This window comes from Enterobacter sp. KBR-315C3_2022, assembly GCF_041399425.1.
Lineage (GTDB): Bacteria > Pseudomonadota > Gammaproteobacteria > Enterobacterales > Enterobacteriaceae > Enterobacter.
The window spans coordinates 1-14,915 of record NZ_JBGKEB010000017.1 but is presented as its reverse complement, the minus strand read 5'-3'; the positions used below and the strand labels follow the sequence as shown (position 1 = coordinate 14,915).

The 14,915-nt window shown below is 58.6% G+C and carries 17 protein-coding genes; 3 read left to right on the top strand and 14 right to left on the bottom strand.

The genetic code is table 11. The annotated features are described in order from the left end of the window. Positions 1 to 16: 16 nt before the first annotated feature. Genes hemW through AB8804_RS16870 form a run of 5 tightly spaced genes read right to left on the bottom strand, consistent with a single transcriptional unit; the run spans position 17 to position 3,338 of the window. A complete protein-coding gene (gene hemW, locus AB8804_RS16890; RefSeq protein WP_371188168.1) occupies positions 17 to 1,165 on the bottom strand; it encodes a radical SAM family heme chaperone HemW in 1,149 nt (382 codons plus the stop codon). Further along, on the bottom strand, positions 1,158 to 1,751 hold the full coding sequence (locus tag AB8804_RS16885; RefSeq protein ID WP_371188166.1) for an XTP/dITP diphosphatase: 594 nt from the start codon (positions 1,749 to 1,751) through the stop codon (positions 1,158 to 1,160). Before AB8804_RS16885 ends, hemW begins: the two co-directional genes overlap by 8 nt. 4 nt (positions 1,752 to 1,755) lie before the next feature. Continuing rightward, positions 1,756 to 2,052 carry a DUF167 family protein YggU gene (yggU, locus tag AB8804_RS16880; protein ID WP_371188164.1) on the bottom strand — a complete coding sequence of 99 codons (297 nt, stop codon included), beginning with the start codon at positions 2,050 to 2,052 and terminating at the stop codon, positions 1,756 to 1,758. Beyond that, entirely contained in the window at positions 2,049 to 2,615 is a 567-nt protein-coding gene (locus tag AB8804_RS16875; protein ID WP_371188162.1) for a YggT family protein, read from the bottom strand. Before AB8804_RS16875 ends, yggU begins: the two co-directional genes overlap by 4 nt. Positions 2,616 to 2,636: 21 nt before the next feature. Next, entirely contained in the window at positions 2,637 to 3,338 is a 702-nt protein-coding gene (locus AB8804_RS16870) for a YggS family pyridoxal phosphate-dependent enzyme (protein ID WP_371188160.1), read from the bottom strand. 16 nt (positions 3,339 to 3,354) lie between these two features. Between AB8804_RS16870 and AB8804_RS16865 the strand changes: the two genes are divergently transcribed. Continuing rightward, positions 3,355 to 4,335 carry a type IV pilus twitching motility protein PilT gene (locus AB8804_RS16865; RefSeq protein ID WP_371188158.1) on the top strand — a complete coding sequence of 327 codons (981 nt, stop codon included), beginning with the start codon at positions 3,355 to 3,357 and terminating at the stop codon, positions 4,333 to 4,335. A gap of 5 nt (positions 4,336 to 4,340) precedes the next feature. On the opposite strand, the gene ruvX is transcribed toward AB8804_RS16865, so the two are convergent. The 8 genes from ruvX to metK all read right to left on the bottom strand — a co-directional run bounded on the left by ruvX (position 4,341) and on the right by metK (position 11,500). Beyond that, positions 4,341 to 4,757, bottom strand: coding sequence for a Holliday junction resolvase RuvX (ruvX, locus tag AB8804_RS16860; protein ID WP_371188156.1), 417 nt, complete (start codon positions 4,755 to 4,757; stop codon positions 4,341 to 4,343). Continuing rightward, on the bottom strand, positions 4,757 to 5,317 hold the full coding sequence (locus tag AB8804_RS16855) for a YqgE/AlgH family protein (RefSeq protein ID WP_371188154.1): 561 nt from the start codon (positions 5,315 to 5,317) through the stop codon (positions 4,757 to 4,759). Before AB8804_RS16855 ends, ruvX begins: the two co-directional genes overlap by 1 nt. Positions 5,318 to 5,399: 82 nt before the next feature. Further along, complete coding sequence (gshB, locus tag AB8804_RS16850) at positions 5,400 to 6,347, bottom strand: glutathione synthase (RefSeq protein WP_371188152.1); 948 nt, start codon at positions 6,345 to 6,347, stop codon at positions 5,400 to 5,402. A 19-nt stretch (positions 6,348 to 6,366) separates the two neighbouring features. Then, positions 6,367 to 7,098: a 16S rRNA (uracil(1498)-N(3))-methyltransferase gene (gene rsmE, locus AB8804_RS16845; RefSeq protein WP_371188150.1), complete on the bottom strand. Its 732-nt coding sequence runs from the start codon at positions 7,096 to 7,098 to the stop codon at positions 6,367 to 6,369. 52 nt (positions 7,099 to 7,150) lie between these two features. After that, complete coding sequence (gene endA / locus AB8804_RS16840) at positions 7,151 to 7,858, bottom strand: deoxyribonuclease I (RefSeq protein WP_371188148.1); 708 nt, start codon at positions 7,856 to 7,858, stop codon at positions 7,151 to 7,153. 94 nt (positions 7,859 to 7,952) lie between these two features. Further along, the gene (locus AB8804_RS16835; protein ID WP_371188146.1) at positions 7,953 to 8,450 is read right to left on the bottom strand and encodes a SprT family zinc-dependent metalloprotease; all 498 of its coding nucleotides are present in this window, start codon (positions 8,448 to 8,450) and stop codon (positions 7,953 to 7,955) included. Positions 8,451 to 8,508: 58 nt separating this feature from the next. After that, positions 8,509 to 9,906 (bottom strand): galactose/proton symporter, encoded by a 1,398-nt coding sequence (gene galP, locus AB8804_RS16830; protein WP_371188144.1) that lies wholly within the window; start codon positions 9,904 to 9,906, stop codon positions 8,509 to 8,511. Between the two features lie 439 nt (positions 9,907 to 10,345). Then, a complete protein-coding gene (gene metK, locus AB8804_RS16825; RefSeq protein WP_371188142.1) occupies positions 10,346 to 11,500 on the bottom strand; it encodes a methionine adenosyltransferase in 1,155 nt (384 codons plus the stop codon). A gap of 662 nt (positions 11,501 to 12,162) precedes the next feature. Here metK and yqgB point away from each other — a divergent pair. Together yqgB and speA are read left to right on the top strand one after the other, a co-directional pair. Next, positions 12,163 to 12,294 carry an acid stress response protein YqgB gene (gene yqgB, locus AB8804_RS16820; protein ID WP_146745738.1) on the top strand — a complete coding sequence of 44 codons (132 nt, stop codon included), beginning with the start codon at positions 12,163 to 12,165 and terminating at the stop codon, positions 12,292 to 12,294. A gap of 8 nt (positions 12,295 to 12,302) precedes the next feature. Next, entirely contained in the window at positions 12,303 to 14,279 is a 1,977-nt protein-coding gene (gene speA / locus AB8804_RS16815; protein ID WP_371188140.1) for a biosynthetic arginine decarboxylase, read from the top strand. A 99-nt stretch (positions 14,280 to 14,378) separates the two neighbouring features. On the opposite strand, the gene AB8804_RS16810 is transcribed toward speA, so the two are convergent. Continuing rightward, on the bottom strand, positions 14,379 to 14,915 hold a 537-nt coding region (locus AB8804_RS16810), incomplete at its 5' end, for a hypothetical protein (RefSeq protein WP_371188138.1).

Sequence of the window (14,915 nt, the reverse complement as noted above, 5' to 3'; positions counted from 1 at the left end):
GATGCAAAATCCTGAATCAGCCTTCAGGATCTTCCGCGAGGAACAGCTCGAGAAGGGAGTTTAAGAACAGCTTGCCGTGCTCGGTGATCTGCCAGTACTCATCACACTCGGTGAGATACCCCTGCGCCAGCGCGTCGTCAATCTGCGGGCGAATCACCGTTTCCGGCAGTCCGGTGTAGAGTGAGAACTCCGCGCGCGGCGCGGCTTCCAGCAGGCGGAAACGGTTCATAAAGAACTCAAACGGCTTATCCGCCGCCTCGACGTCGTGGCTGCGTTCCAGATAGCGCCCCTCCATATAGCCGCGCGGATGGCGCGTTTTGGCGGTGCGCAGAATGCGTCCGTCCGGGAAGGTCACCTTACCGTGCGCGCCGCAGCCGATGCCCAGATAGTCGCCAAAGCGCCAGTAGTTCAGATTGTGCTGGCATTGGTAGCCCGGTTTCGCGTAGGCGGACGTTTCGTACTGCTGGTAGCCCGCCGCGGTCAGAAGCTGGTGGCCCTGCTCGAAGATATCCCACAGCGCGTCGTCGTCCGGCAGCACCGGCGGGCGCGAGCCGAACAGCGTGTTCGGCTCAATGGTCAGCTGATACCACGACAGATGCGGCGGGTTCAGCGCAATCGCCTGGCGCAGATCGTCCACCGCCTCTTCCAGAGACTGGTCCGGCAGGCCGTGCATCAGGTCCAGGTTAAAGCTGCGAAGCCCCAGCCCCGTCGCCAGATTTGCCGCGCGCTTCGCCTCTTCCGGGCCGTGGATGCGCCCCAGGCGCTTCAGCTTCGGCTCGCTAAAGCTCTGCACGCCGATGGAGATGCGGTTCACGCCCGCGCGCTGATAGTCGACGAAACGGTCGGCCTCAACGGTGCCGGGGTTGGCTTCCATCGTAATTTCAGCGTCCGCAGCCAGATTCAGGCGCGCACGCACGCCGTCCAGCAGCGTTTGCATCGCCGGGCCTGACAGCAGGCTCGGCGTACCGCCGCCGATAAAAATGGTCTTAACTTCACGTCCCTGTGCGTAAGGTACATCGGCGTCCAGGTCAGCCAGCAGGTGCGCAACGTAGTCATCGTGCGGCACTTCGCCCTTCAGCGCGTGCGAGTTGAAATCGCAGTACGGACATTTCTGCACGCACCACGGGATGTGAATATAGAGACTCAGAGGCGGCAAATTAGCCATTACGTAATGCTTCCAGTAACAGTTTCAGCGCGCGCCCGCGGTGGGAAATCGCGCTTTTTTCTTCGCGGGTCAGCTCCGCAGCGGTTTTGCCCTCGGTCGGGACAAAGAAAATCGGGTCATAGCCAAAGCCGCCGCTGCCCGCCGCTTCGCGGGTAATTACGCCCGGCCAGCTGCCGTGGCAGACGATCGGCGTCGGGTCTTCCGCATGGCGCATATAAACCAGCACGCAGTGGAACTGCGCGGCGCGCTGCTCGTCCGGCACGTCCTTCAGCGCAACCAGCAGCTTTTCAAGATTCTGCTGGTCGGTCGCGTCCTCGCCGGAATAGCGGGCGGAGTAAATACCCGGCGCGCCGCCGAGGTAATCAACGGCCAGGCCGGAGTCGTCAGCGATCGCGGGCAGGCCGGTAATCTGCGCGGCGTGGCGTGCCTTCAGGATGGCGTTCTCGATAAACGTCAGGCCCGTCTCTTCAGCGGAATCTACGCCAAGCTCGGTTTGCGCGACCACGTCCAGCCCAAAATCATTTAAAAGCGAGGCCAGCTCGCGCACCTTACCGGCGTTACCGGTAGCGAGAACAACTTTCTGCATGGGTTTAGTCCTGTTCTGTCAGAGCCGCGACTTCCGTCGGGATTGCTTGCGGGTTAAGGATTTTGACCTGTTTATGCCGCCCAAGATCGCCTTTTTCAATGATGACGTTGCTTTTGGCGACGCGAAACTGTTTTGCCAGATATTTGGTCAAATGCGCATTTGCCTGGCCGTCAACCGGCGGGGCGGTGATGGCGACTTTTAGCTCGTCGCCATGCAGACCAACAATGCTGTCGCGGCTGGCTTTCGGCTGAATATACAGCCGTAAAACCAGCCCGTCAGCGCAGGTGCTCACTGCACTCATAGCGCCATCCACAGCCCCGGCAGCAGCATATCGCCCGTGGCCTGCAGCAGCTCGGCGATGCCCATGTTCGCCACGTACAGCAGCAGAACCAGGATCATCGGCGAAAAATCAATGCCGCCCATGGACGGAAGCAGGTTACGAATCGGGCGCAGCAGCGGCTCGGCCAGCTGGATCAGCGCGTATTCCACCGGGCTGCGGCCCTGGCTTACCCAGCTCATGATCGCCATCACCAGCAGCACCCAGAAGATCAGCAGCCCGACGGTTTTCACCAGAATCAGGACGGCGGCGATCCAGATGATCGGCTGGAAGGTGATGACCATAAACAGCACGATGGCCTTGATCACGCTAAGGATAAACGCCATCAGCAGGGATGAACTGTCGATTGGCCCCATCGCAGGAATAACGCGGCGCAGCGGCCCGACCACCGGCTGGGTAATTTTCACCACAAATTGCGAGAACGGATTGTAAAAATCAACGCGGGCCCACTGCATCCAGACGCGCAGCAAAAGCGCCATCGTATACAGTTCAATGACCGTTGAGAGCAGGAAAGTCAACGTCTTCATGGCGTTCCTCAGGTTTCCTTATTATTTGGAGTAGTCGCGCGCACCGAAAATTGCCGTGCCGATGCGCACCATAGTGCTGCCTGCCGCGATGGCGGCGTCCATATCATCCGACATGCCCAGAGAAAGCGTGTCTACCGTGTCAAAGCGCGCTTTAAGCGCCTCGAATGCTACAGCCATTTGCCGTGCCACGGCAAACTGCCTTTCATAACTTGACTCAGGCGCCGGGATGGCCATCAGCCCGCGCAGGGTCAGCCGCGGCAGGGCTGCCACCTCGGCGGCCAGCGCGTCCAGCTCGTCGAGCGCAATGCCGGACTTGCTGTTTTCATCGCTGATGTTGATTTGAATCAGCACGTTAAGCGGGCCTAGCTCCGCAGGGCGCTGATCGTTCAGGCGCGTTGCAATGCGCAGGCGATCGAGGGTGTGGCACCAGTCAAAATGCTCTGCCACCAGACGACTTTTGTTCGACTGCAGCGGGCCAATAAAGTGCCATTGCAGATCCGCATTCCCCTGTTGCTGGAAGAAGCGAATTTTATCCACGCCTTCCTGCACGTAGTTTTCACCAAATGCACGCTGGCCCGCCTCTATCGCTTCTGCGATGGCGCTCGCAGGCTTGGTTTTGCTGACTGCAAGTAACGTAACTTCTTCTGAAGCACGGCCGCAACGCGTTGCAGCGGCTGAGATTTTATCCCGGACCTGTGCCAGGTTATGCGCAATGTCGTTCATGTCAGAGGATGATCGTATGGTTTTGGAAGAAATGGTGGCGCTTAGTGTAAAGCATAACGTCTCCGATCTACACCTGTGCAGTGATTCACCGCCGCGCTGGCGCAGGCTCGGCAGGCTTGAACCCGCGCCGTTTCCGCCTCCCGACGTCGAGGCGTTGTTAAAAAAGTGGCTTAATGACGAGCAGCAGGGGGCCTGGTGGGCGAACGGGCAGGTCGATTTTTCGGTCATGCTTACCAACCTGCAGCGCCTGCGCGGCAGCGCGTTTAAGCACATTAAGGGAGCGTCGGTGGCGCTGCGCCTGCTGCCGCTCGCCTGTCCGCAGCTTTCATCGCTTGGCGCACCGCGGGCGCTGCCCGAGCTGTTATCCGGCGAGAGCGGCCTGATTTTGGTCACGGGCGCCACCGGCAGCGGGAAGTCCACCACGCTTGCCGCGATGGTCGATTTTCTCAATCACCATACCGACGGGCATATCCTGACGCTGGAAGATCCGGTGGAGTTTGTTTACCAGAGCGAGCGCTGCCTCATCCAGCAGAGGGAGATTGGGCAGCACGCGCCGTCCTTCTCTGACGCCCTGCGCGGCGCGCTGCGGGAAGATCCGGACGTGATTTTGCTCGGCGAACTGCGCGACGGCGAAACCATACGCCTGGCCCTGACGGCGGCGGAAACCGGCCATCTGGTGCTGGCAACGCTGCACACGCGGGGCGCAGCGCAGGCAGTTGAGCGGCTGGTGGACACCTTTCCCGCCGAGGAAAAAGATCCCGTGCGCCATCAGCTGGCGGGAAGCCTCCGCGCGGTGCTGGCGCAAAAGCTGCTCCCGGACCTGCAGGGCGGACGGGTGGGGATTTACGAGCTGCTGATCAATACGCCAGCGGTTGCGAATCTTATCCGTGAAGGGAAGACGCACCAGCTGCCTGGCGTGATTCAGACCGGACAGCAGGCGGGGATGCAGAATTTTGAGCAAAGCCTTGCGGAGCGTCGCGCGCAGGGGAGGCTATAGCGCGGTCAGTAGCCTTGCTCGAAGTAGCTTTCGAGAATGATCACCGCAGAGGCGGAATCCACGCTGCCCTTGTTGAGCGCGCGGAAACCGCCGTGCTCGAACAGCCCGGCGCGCGCTTCAACGGTGCTCAGGCGCTCATCGTGCAGCTTCACCACCGAACCAAAGCGGCCGTGGATTTTGTTGGCAAATTTACGCGCGCGCGCGGTGAGCGGCTGTTCGGTGCCGTCCATGTTCAGCGGAAGCCCGACGATCACCTCATCGGGCTGCCACTCTTTCAGCAGGCGCTCGATCAGCGTCCAGTCGGGCGTGCCGTCCTGCGCTTTTATCGCCGTCAGCGGACGCGCGGTGCCGGTGATGCGCTGGCCGATGGCAACGCCGATGCTTTTGGTGCCGAAGTCAAAGGCGAGAAGGGTTCCGCTCATTATGCGTGTCCCGCCACGCCGGGCATGGTCAGGATATCAATGCCAATCAGCTTCGCCGCGTCGCGCCAGCGGTCAGCGATAGGGGTTTTAAACAGGATGTTCATGTCCGCGGGGGCCGTCAGCCAGGCGTTATCCAGAATTTCCTGCTCAAGCTGGCCCTTTTCCCATGAGGCATAGCCCAGGGCAACCAGCACTTCGGAAGGCTGTTCCGCGGTGCCCAGCGTTTCCAGCACGTCCCGGGAGGTGGTAATCACGGTGTTATCAGAGATGCGAATGCTTGAAGAAAAGACCGGCGGCGTATGCAGAATAAAACCACGATCTTCTGCGAGTGGCCCACCCAGCATCACCGGTTTATCAAGACGGATTTCCGGTAAACGCGCGTCCGCCGTGATTTTCAGCTTATCCAGAATGCCTTCTACCTGAAGGTTTTCCAGCGGCTTATTGATGATAATTCCCATCGCGCCATCTTCGTTGTATTCGCAAATATAAACGACCGCGCGGCGGAACATAGGATCCTGGAGTGCAGGCATGGCAATAAGAAAGTGATGCTGTAAATTCATTGTCAGAGGGTCTGTTTCCTGGTTTAAAAAGCGACAGCGCCCAGTATGCGGAGAAACGGCAACGCTGTCACTCTTTGGTGGATTACTTCTGTATCCGTTTTTCGATGGCGTCCATCAGCATGCCGGTGATCGACACCGGAAACTCCGCTTCGATTTCGCGGATGCAGGTTGGGCTGGTGACGTTCACTTCCGTCAGGCGGTCGCCGATGATGTCGAGTCCGACGAAGATAAGCCCTTTGGCCTTCAGCGTCGGGCCCACGCGACGGGCAATTTCCCAGTCGCTTTCGCTCAGCGGACGCGGCTCGCCGCGGCCACCGGCGGCCAGATTACCGCGGGTTTCACCGCCCTGCGGAATGCGCGCCAGGCAGTAAGGAACCGGCTCGCCGTCGACGATCAGCACGCGCTTGTCGCCGTCTTTAATAGCGGGAAGGTAGTTCTGCGCCATGCAGTAGCGCGTCTCCAGCTCGGTGAGCGTTTCGGCAATCACGCCGATGTTCGGATCGCCCTCTTTCACGCGGAAAATCGAGGCGCCGCCCATGCCGTCCAGCGGCTTCATGATGATGTCGCCGTGCTTCTGCCAGAAGGCTTTCAGCTGCGCTTTGCTGCGGGTCACCAGCGTTTCCGGCGTCAGGTCGGAGAACCAGGCGGTGTAGAGCTTCTCGTTACAGTCGCGCAGGCTCTGCGGCTTGTTGACGATCAGCGTGCCTTTCTCTTCGGCGCGCTCGAGGATGTAGGTGCAGTAGATATATTCGGTGTCGAACGGCGGATCTTTACGCATCAGGATCACGTTGAGATCGGCGAGGGCAATATCCTGCTCGGTGCCAAATTCGTACCATTTGTCGTAGTTCTGCTCGACGTTAACGATGCGGGTACGCGCGCGGGCTTCACCGTTGATCAGGTAGAGATCGTTCATCTCCATGTAGTGAAGCTCATAGCCGCGACGCTGCGCTTCCAGCAGCATAGCGAAGCTGGAGTCTTTCTTGATGTTAATCTTTGCGATGGGGTCCATCACGATGCCGAGCTTGATCATGTTCTTCTCCATTTATGCTTCAACCCAGATCGCCAAACCGCACCTGTAGCGCGGTGATGGCGGTGAGCGCCGTTGTCTCAGTGCGCAGAACGCGAGGTCCCAACAGGATATCAGTAAACTGGTAGCGTGCGGTCATCGCAATTTCGTCAGCCGAGAGGCCGCCTTCGGGGCCAATCAGCAGGCGCACGCGCTCAACGGGCAGCGGCAGCGTATTGATGCTGGCGCTGGCGCGCGGGTGAAGGTTCAGCTTCAGGCCGCTTTCCTCTTCTGCGCACCAGTCCTCCAGATCCATCGCCGGGCGGATCTCCGGAATACGGTTGCGGCCGCTCTGTTCACAGGCAGCGATGGCAATTTTCTGCCACTGCTGGATCTTTTTGTTCAGACGTTCTGCATCCAGTTTAACGCCGCAGCGCTCAGAAAAAAGTGGCGTAATGAGGCTTACACCCAGCTCGATGGATTTCTGTATGGTGAACTCCATCTTTTCGCCGCGCGACATCACCTGGCCCAGGTGGATATGCAGTGGAGATTCGCGGTCGTCCACCTCGCCCCGCACCACGTTGACGTGAACGCTTTTTTTATCGGCGCGGGTGATTTCCGCGTCGAACACCTGGTTCGAGCCGTCGAAAAGCTGTATCGCCTGGCCTGCGCCCATGCGCAGCACGCGGCCCACGTGGTTTGCGGCTTCATCAGACAGGGCGATTTCACGGCCTGCGGTAATCAGTTCAGGATGGTAGATGCGGGGAATGCGCATTGTCAGAAATTCCGTGTCTTGTGCGGTATAGATTGGTTGCCGCTAGTGTAGGTTAGCTCTTTTGCGCCTGGCAAGCCCGCTGGACGTACGGGTTGTGATTCCCCTGCACTCTGGCGATGCGTTCGTCGCGCTGGCATTCCCACTCCGTTACCGGATATTGCCTGTCCCAGGCGTTGAACAACTGGGTCTGCTGGCGGGAGAGATTCAGATCGTATCGGTCGCGCATATAGAAGTAGGTGCGGGCGATGCTGCCGCGCGCGCGGGCAGGGGGCTCGGCCACTTTTTCTTTAAAATTGACCTTCATGGCGCACTGGCCGTACTGCCCCTCGCCGCCGTTCCACTGGCTGTACATAAAGTTGCCGCGGTCGCCGTTCACCTCGCCCACCGCGGGCTGCAGGTTGTGCATATCGCTTTCCATCTGGCGGTATAACGGATCTTTCGAGCAATTCTTGCGTCCGCCGTCCTGCCAACACTGGCGCTGGTGGCCAAACTGCCAGGCCGGAACAACGTGTTCCCATTCGATGCGGCCCGCGCGGTTCTCGTTTTTACGCACCTTATAGCCGCAGGATTCGAGATCCACGACGCCTTTTTTGCCCTGCCAGTTAATTTTGCAGCCGCAGTAGAAATCGCCCGGCACGTCGGCGTTGACCTTAACGCCGGCCGCTTTGGCCTGGGAGAAGCTGTTGATACCGTCGGCCAGCGCGTGGCCAGAGAGTGCCGTCGTCAGAAACGCGGCGGCGAGAGAGAAATTACGGGACATCTTAGACTCCGTGTCAAAACGAGCCCGCAACGTAGCGAATGTTGTTCTGGTATGCAATCAGCCAGATCAGGAAAGTTCCTGAATGTTCTACTGATTATTCTGCGACCAGCGGCTCGCCGCATTTCACGCAGCGGTAGGTCGCTTCACCGCGTACCACGCGATTGTGGCGGCGGACGGTAAGCTGGTGCTGCTGGCACCGGCAGCGGTAGGGAAAGGTATTGCGGCGCACCGATTCCAGCTCGAACTGGTGGGTGCGGCGCGCCGGGACGCCCAGCACCGCCTCCATCATCCATTTCCACTCTTTGCCGTGCGGCGCCACGCGGCCAAAGTGCTTCCACACCAGCAGGTGCGCCAGCTCGTGCGGCACAACCTCATCAATGAACGCCTGCTGGTTTTCCATCATCAGCACCGGGTTCAGGCGGATCTCATAGGATTCCTGCCAGGCGGTACCCGCGGCCGTTCCGCGCTGCTGATAGACAAGCTTAGGTTCGGGGTAATTGCGGCCAAGCTTAAGGTTTGCCTGGGCGAGTTTTTCCCGCAGGCTGCGCATAACGGCGAGCTGGATGGCGATGGGGAGACGGGGAGCTTTCATAGGGGCAGAGCATAAAGCGCGAAGCGGGGAGGCGCAAGAGGCGCCTCCCGCCAGATAATTAGTCGTGTGCGCCGATTTCGCGCAGCGGGCGACCTTTCATCAGGTTACGTTCAATGTGTTCCAGGGAGACGTGTTTGGTTTCAGGCACCAGCCAGATAGTCAGCACGATGAAGAACACGTTCAGACCGGAATAGACCCAGAAGGTATTCGCGTTGCCCAGGGTGTTGAGCATGGTCAGGAACGTTGCGCCGACGATCATGTTGGCGATCCAGTTGGTCGCGGTGGAGCAGGTGATGCCGAAGTCGCGGCCTTTCAGCGGCTGGATTTCGGAGCACAGCACCCAAATCAGCGGGCCGGCGCTCATCGCAAAACCGATGATGAACATCAGCAGCATGGCCACGGCGACGTACTGCGCGGTTGGGGAGTGAATGCCCATGTGCATCATGGTGCCTAGGACGCCCATACCCACCGCCATCACCAGGAAGCCCAGCGTCAGGGTCGGCTTACGGCCCCAGCGGTCAACCAGGCCGATGGCAATGAAGGTTGCCAGCACGTTGGTCAGGCCCACGATAACGGTGCCCCACATCTGCTCGGTGGTGTTGGTGTAGCCCGCCAGCTCGAAGATTTTCGGCGCGTAGTACATGATGACGTTCATCCCGGTGAACTGCTGCATCACCTGCAGCAGCACGCCGAGGAACACCGCGCGGCGGAAGTTGCTGTTCTCTTTAAACAGCGCCCAGCCGGACTGTTTTACCTTCAGGCTTTCGCGGATCTCTTCCAGCTCGTTTTTCGCCTCTGCGCTGGTGTCGCGCAGGCGAAGCAGCACGCGCTCGGCATCGTGGAAGCGGCGCTTGGCGGCGAACCAGCGCGGGCTGTCCGGCAGGAAGAAGACGCCGATCAGCAGCAGAATGGCCGGGATAATAATCACGCCAAGCATCCAGCGCCATGCGCCGCTGTAGCTGAACGCGGTGTCGGACAGGTAGGCGCCGAGAATTCCGATGGTGATCATCAGTTGGTACATGGAGATCATGCTGCCGCGAATTTTTTCTGGCGCGATCTCAGACAGGTAAAGCGGCGCGGTATAGGACGCGACGCCCACCGCCAGGCCCAGCAGCACGCGGGAGATAATCAGCACCTCCACGTTCGGCGCGGCGGCGGAGAAGAGCGAGCCGGCGACGAACAGGATCGCCCCGATCATCAGGCTTTTCTTACGCCCGAGCTTGAAGGAGAGCCATCCGCTGCCCACCGCGCCCACGGCGGCACCGAACATCATTGAGCTTACGACCCATTCCTGCGTGTGTGCGCTGATCTGGAATTCGTCGGTGATGAAGGGTAATGCACCGGCAATAACGCCGATATCCAGGCCAAAGAGTAATCCTGCCAGGGCTGCAAGGAAGCAGACGAAGAAGGTCATCGTCTTATTGGACGTGCGCCCCTGTTTTTTATTGTCAGGCATTATGCCCTCCAGTTGGGTTATCAGTTTTGTCGATGTTAAGGGTAGGTGAGCAGCGCGTAAAAATATGTGAGACAAATCACAATGGTGTAATCGGTTACACTACGCCTGCATCGTAAAAATAATTAAAGCTTTGAAAATATAGAGGTAAACGAGGTGATATGCATCGCGAATATCCACCTTTCAGACTTAACTGAAAGGGAATGTAACAGCAGAAGGAATGCGATCATGCAAAGGGAATAATCTGAAAGCGAGAGATATTTGGCGTGGTGTAAACGGTTCCAGCGCGTGCGGCCTGTCGCCGGGTGGCGGCTGCGCCTTACCCGGCCTACAAAAAACGCAAAACCGGTAGGCCCGTGCAAGCGGAGCGCCGCCGGGCAATAAAGGCCGCACAAAAAAAAAGGCCAGCCCGAAGGCTGGCCTGTCTAACGCAGTCAGTCGATTACTTCAGACCGGCAGCATCACGCAGCAGGGCGGCTTTGTCGGTTTTTTCCCATGGGAAATGTTCGCGACCAAAGTGACCGTACGCGGCGGTTTCTTTGTAGATTGGGTGCAGCAGATCCAGCATCTGAATCAGGCCGTATGGACGCAGGTCGAAGAACTCGCGCACCAGCAGGGTCAGCTGTTCCGAAGGCACTTTCTCGGTGCCGAAGGTTTCCACCATGATGGAGGTTGGCTCAGCCACGCCGATCGCGTAGGAAACCTGAATCTCACAGCGGTCGGCCAGGCCTGCGGCAACGATGTTCTTCGCCACATAACGCGCGGCGTACGCGGCAGAACGGTCAACTTTAGACGGATCTTTACCGGAGAACGCACCGCCACCGTGACGCGCCATGCCGCCGTAGGTATCAACGATGATTTTACGTCCGGTCAGGCCGCAGTCGCCCATTGGGCCGCCGATAACAAAGCGTCCGGTTGGGTTGATGAAGAATTTGGTCGCGCTGCTCAGCCATTCGGTTGGCAGAACCGGCTTGATGATCTCTTCCATCACCGCTTCCTGCAGGGATTTCTGATCGATATCTTCCGCGTGCTGGGTGGACAGAACAACCGCATCGATGCCGACGATTTTGCCGTCGTCGTACTGGAAGGTCACCTGGCTTTTCGCGTCCGGACGCAGCCACGGCAGCGTGCCGTTTTTACGCACTTCAGCCTGACGCTGCACCAGACGGTGCGCGTAGGTGACAGGCGCTGGCATCAGCACGTCGGTTTCGTTGGTGGCATAGCCGAACATCAGGCCCTGGTCGCCCGCGCCCTGTTCCAGCGGATCGGCGCGGTCAACGCCCTGGTTGATGTCCGGGGATTGCTTACCAATTGCGCTCAGCACCGCGCAGGAGTTGGCATCAAAGCCCATATCGGAATGGACATAGCCGATTTCACGCACCGTGTTACGGGTGATCTCTTCGATATCAACCCAAGCGCTGGTGGTGATCTCACCGCCAACCAGAACCATGCCGGTTTTGACATAGGTTTCACACGCGACGCGCGCTTTTGGATCCTGTTCAAGGATCGCATCCAGCACGGCATCGGAGATTTGGTCGGCAATTTTGTCAGGATGTCCTTCTGATACGGACTCGGATGTAAACAGGTGTTTTGCCATGTTTTATTTTACCTAATAGGAATTTGGTTAGCTCGAACTGCTGTCTTGAATAGCCGTAGAAGATAATTCTACCAAGGCCTGCAGGTTAATGACACTGGCAGTCTGAGTGTTAATCGGTATAGATGGATTAACATCTGGACGGCTATTTTAGGTCACTTCTTAGACCGATTTCCAGTTTTTTTTGACTCACCTCTCACCGCGCTGCAACCACCGCTGGAAATATTTCCTGACGCTGCTGGCAACCCGCGCATTTTTATTTTGCTTTTTAGCGGTCTTCTCGGTATAAAACGCGGCGCGCGGCTTCTACAAAAAAGCGCTCGATGAACTCATCGTGTCGCCACTTCCAGCCGGGTTAAGCAGTGAACTCATAGCTTTGGCTTGTGGTCCGTTTCAGCAGAAGCGGCCGTGGAGGTGATACGAGATAATGAACCATCGTTTTCCGCTAATTCAGCGCAGCCGTTCTGGCGCGCATTTGATTCCCGCACTCCGCATTTCTAGTCTGCAAACCTGCCGATGTTATACCCATCTCGGCGCTTCTCAGGATTCCAGGGCCGGTGACGCTTTGTGAAAACTGAACAAGGGCGCTCTTGTTAAAACAAGAGTTATCTCGTGGTTTCGCCGAACCTTGTCATACACAGTTCGGATACGTGTTTTACAATGATATGAATAAGAAACCGGTCGCACGGTCTGGATTTCAGCATACTCTGCTGGGAAATGGAGCCGTTTATGGGTTGTTATCGCCGTATAACGCTGCGATAGTAGTCAACTGTTTTACACTTAATACAACGAGTTGAGGTTCGCTATGTCTGACGACATGTCTTCAGTTTCGCCTTCGTCAGCGGGCGAACAGGGTGTACTACGTTCCATGCAGGAGGTTGCGATGAGCTCCCAGGAAGCCAGCAAGATGCTGCGCACCTACAATATTGCCTGGTGGGGCAATAACTACTACGACGTCAACGAGCTGGGCCACATCAGCGTGTGCCCGGACCCGGACGTCCCTGACGCGCGCGTGGATCTCGCTAAACTGGTGAAAGCCCGCGAAGCGCAGGGCCAGCGTTTGCCCGCACTGTTCTGCTTCCCGCAGATCCTGCAACACCGCCTGCGCTCGATTAACGCCGCGTTCAAGCGCGCGCGTGAATCTTACGGCTATAAAGGCGACTACTTCCTGGTGTACCCGATCAAGGTGAACCAGCACCGCCGCGTCATCGAATCCCTGATCCACTCCGGCGAACCGCTGGGCCTGGAAGCCGGTTCCAAGGCCGAGCTGATGGCCGTACTGGCGCACGCGGGCATGACCCGTTCGGTGATCGTCTGTAACGGCTATAAGGACCGCGAATACATTCGCCTCGCGCTGATCGGCGAGAAGATGGGCCACAAGGTCTATCTGGTTATCGAAAAGATGACCGAGATCGCCATCGTGCTGGAAGAGGCCGAGCGCCTGAACGTGGTGCCGCGCCTCGGCGTGCGTGCGCGTCTGGCGTCGCAGGGCTCCGGTAAATGGCAGTCCTCCGGCGGCGAAAAATCCAAGTTCGGCCTGGCGGCGAACCAGGTGCTGCAACTGGTGGAAATTTTGCGCGAGCGCGGTCGTCTGGACAGCATTCAGCTGCTGCACTTCCACCTCGGCTCGCAGATGGCCAACATTCGCGATATCGCCACCGGCGTGCGCGAGTCGGCGCGTTTCTACGTTGAGCTGCACAAGCTGGGCGTCAACATCCAGTGCTTCGACGTCGGCGGCGGCTTGGGCGTGGACTATGAAGGCACGCGCTCGCAGTCCGACTGCTCGGTCAACTACGGCCTGAACGAATACGCGAACAACATCATCTGGGCCATCGGCGACGCCTGCGAAGAGCACGGCCTGCCGCATCCGACGGTGATTACCGAATCGGGCCGCGCGGTGACCGCGCACCACACCGTGCTGGTTTCCAACATCATCGGCGTTGAGCGCAGCGAGATTTCCGAAGCGACGCCGCCGCAGGCGGATGCGCCTCGTTCTCTGCAAAACATGTGGGAAACCTGGCAGGAGATGCACGAGCCGGGCAACCGTCGATCGCTGCGCGAGTGGCTGCACGACAGCCAGATGGACCTGCACGATATTCACGTCGGTTATTCCTCTGGCTCCTTTAGCCTGCAGGAGCGCGCGTGGGCCGAGCAGCTTTATCTGAACATGTGCCACGAGGTGCAAAAGCAGCTCGATCCGAGCAACCGCGCGCACCGTCCGATTATCGACGAGCTGCAGGAGCGCATGGCGGACAAGATTTACGTCAACTTCTCGCTGTTCCAGTCGATGCCGGATGCATGGGGTATCGATCAGCTGTTCCCGGTTCTGCCGCTGGAAGGGCTGAACCACGCGCCGGAGCGTCGTGCCGTGCTGCTGGATATCACCTGCGATTCTGACGGCGCTATCGACCACTACGTGGACGGCGACGGCATCGCAACGACGATGCCAATGCCGGAGTACGATCCGGAGAACCCGCCGATGCTGGGCTTCTTCATGGTTGGCGCGTATCAGGAGATCCTCGGCAACATGCACAACCTGTTCGGGGATACCGAAGCGGTTGACGTGTTTGTCTTCCCTGACGGCAGCGTGGAGGTTGAGCTGTCTGATGAAGGGGATACCGTTGCGGATATGCTTGAGTACGTGCAGCTCGATCCGGGCAAGCTGTTAACCCAGTTCCGCGATCAGGTGAAAAACACCGGCCTGGACGATGCGCTGCAGCAGCAGTTCCTTGAAGAGTTTGAGGCGGGGCTGTACGGGTACACCTATCTCGAAGACGAGTAACGCTTTCGCGCGCTGAATAAGAAAAGGGTCTGACCGTGGTCAGACCCTTTTTTATAGCTACATGAAAATCCCCGCCAGCGCGTGACGGGGAGGTCGTACTTAACTCAACTGCTCTTTTTTGAACTCAATAATCACCTTCGCGTACATATCGATCGGCGTTTCCTGCATCAATGGCAGCCATTTTTTCGGCTGGGTCATCGCACCGGTAGAGTTCATGTTGCCGTTCCACATTTTGTGCTCAGGCGTTTTCGGCATATCCATGCCGGTCTTGCCGGTGGAAGAACCCGGAGACAGGATCACGTCGGTGCCGCTGGTACTGCTGGACGGCGCCACGCCGTTGGTCATGTCGCCGTTCCACTGCTTGTGCTCAGGCGTTTTCGGCATATCCATGCCGGTCTGACCGGTGGCGGAGCCCGGAGATAGCTTCACGTCGGTGCCGCTGGTGCTGCTGGACGGCGCCACGCCGTTGGTCATGTCGCCGTTCCACTGCTTATGCTCAGGCGTTTTCGGCATGTCCATGCCGGTCTGGCCGGTGGAAGAACCCGGAGACAGCTTCACGTCAGTGCCGTTAGTGCTGCTGGACGGCGCTACGCCGTGGGTCATGTCGCCGTTCCACTTTTTGTGCTCAGGCGTTTT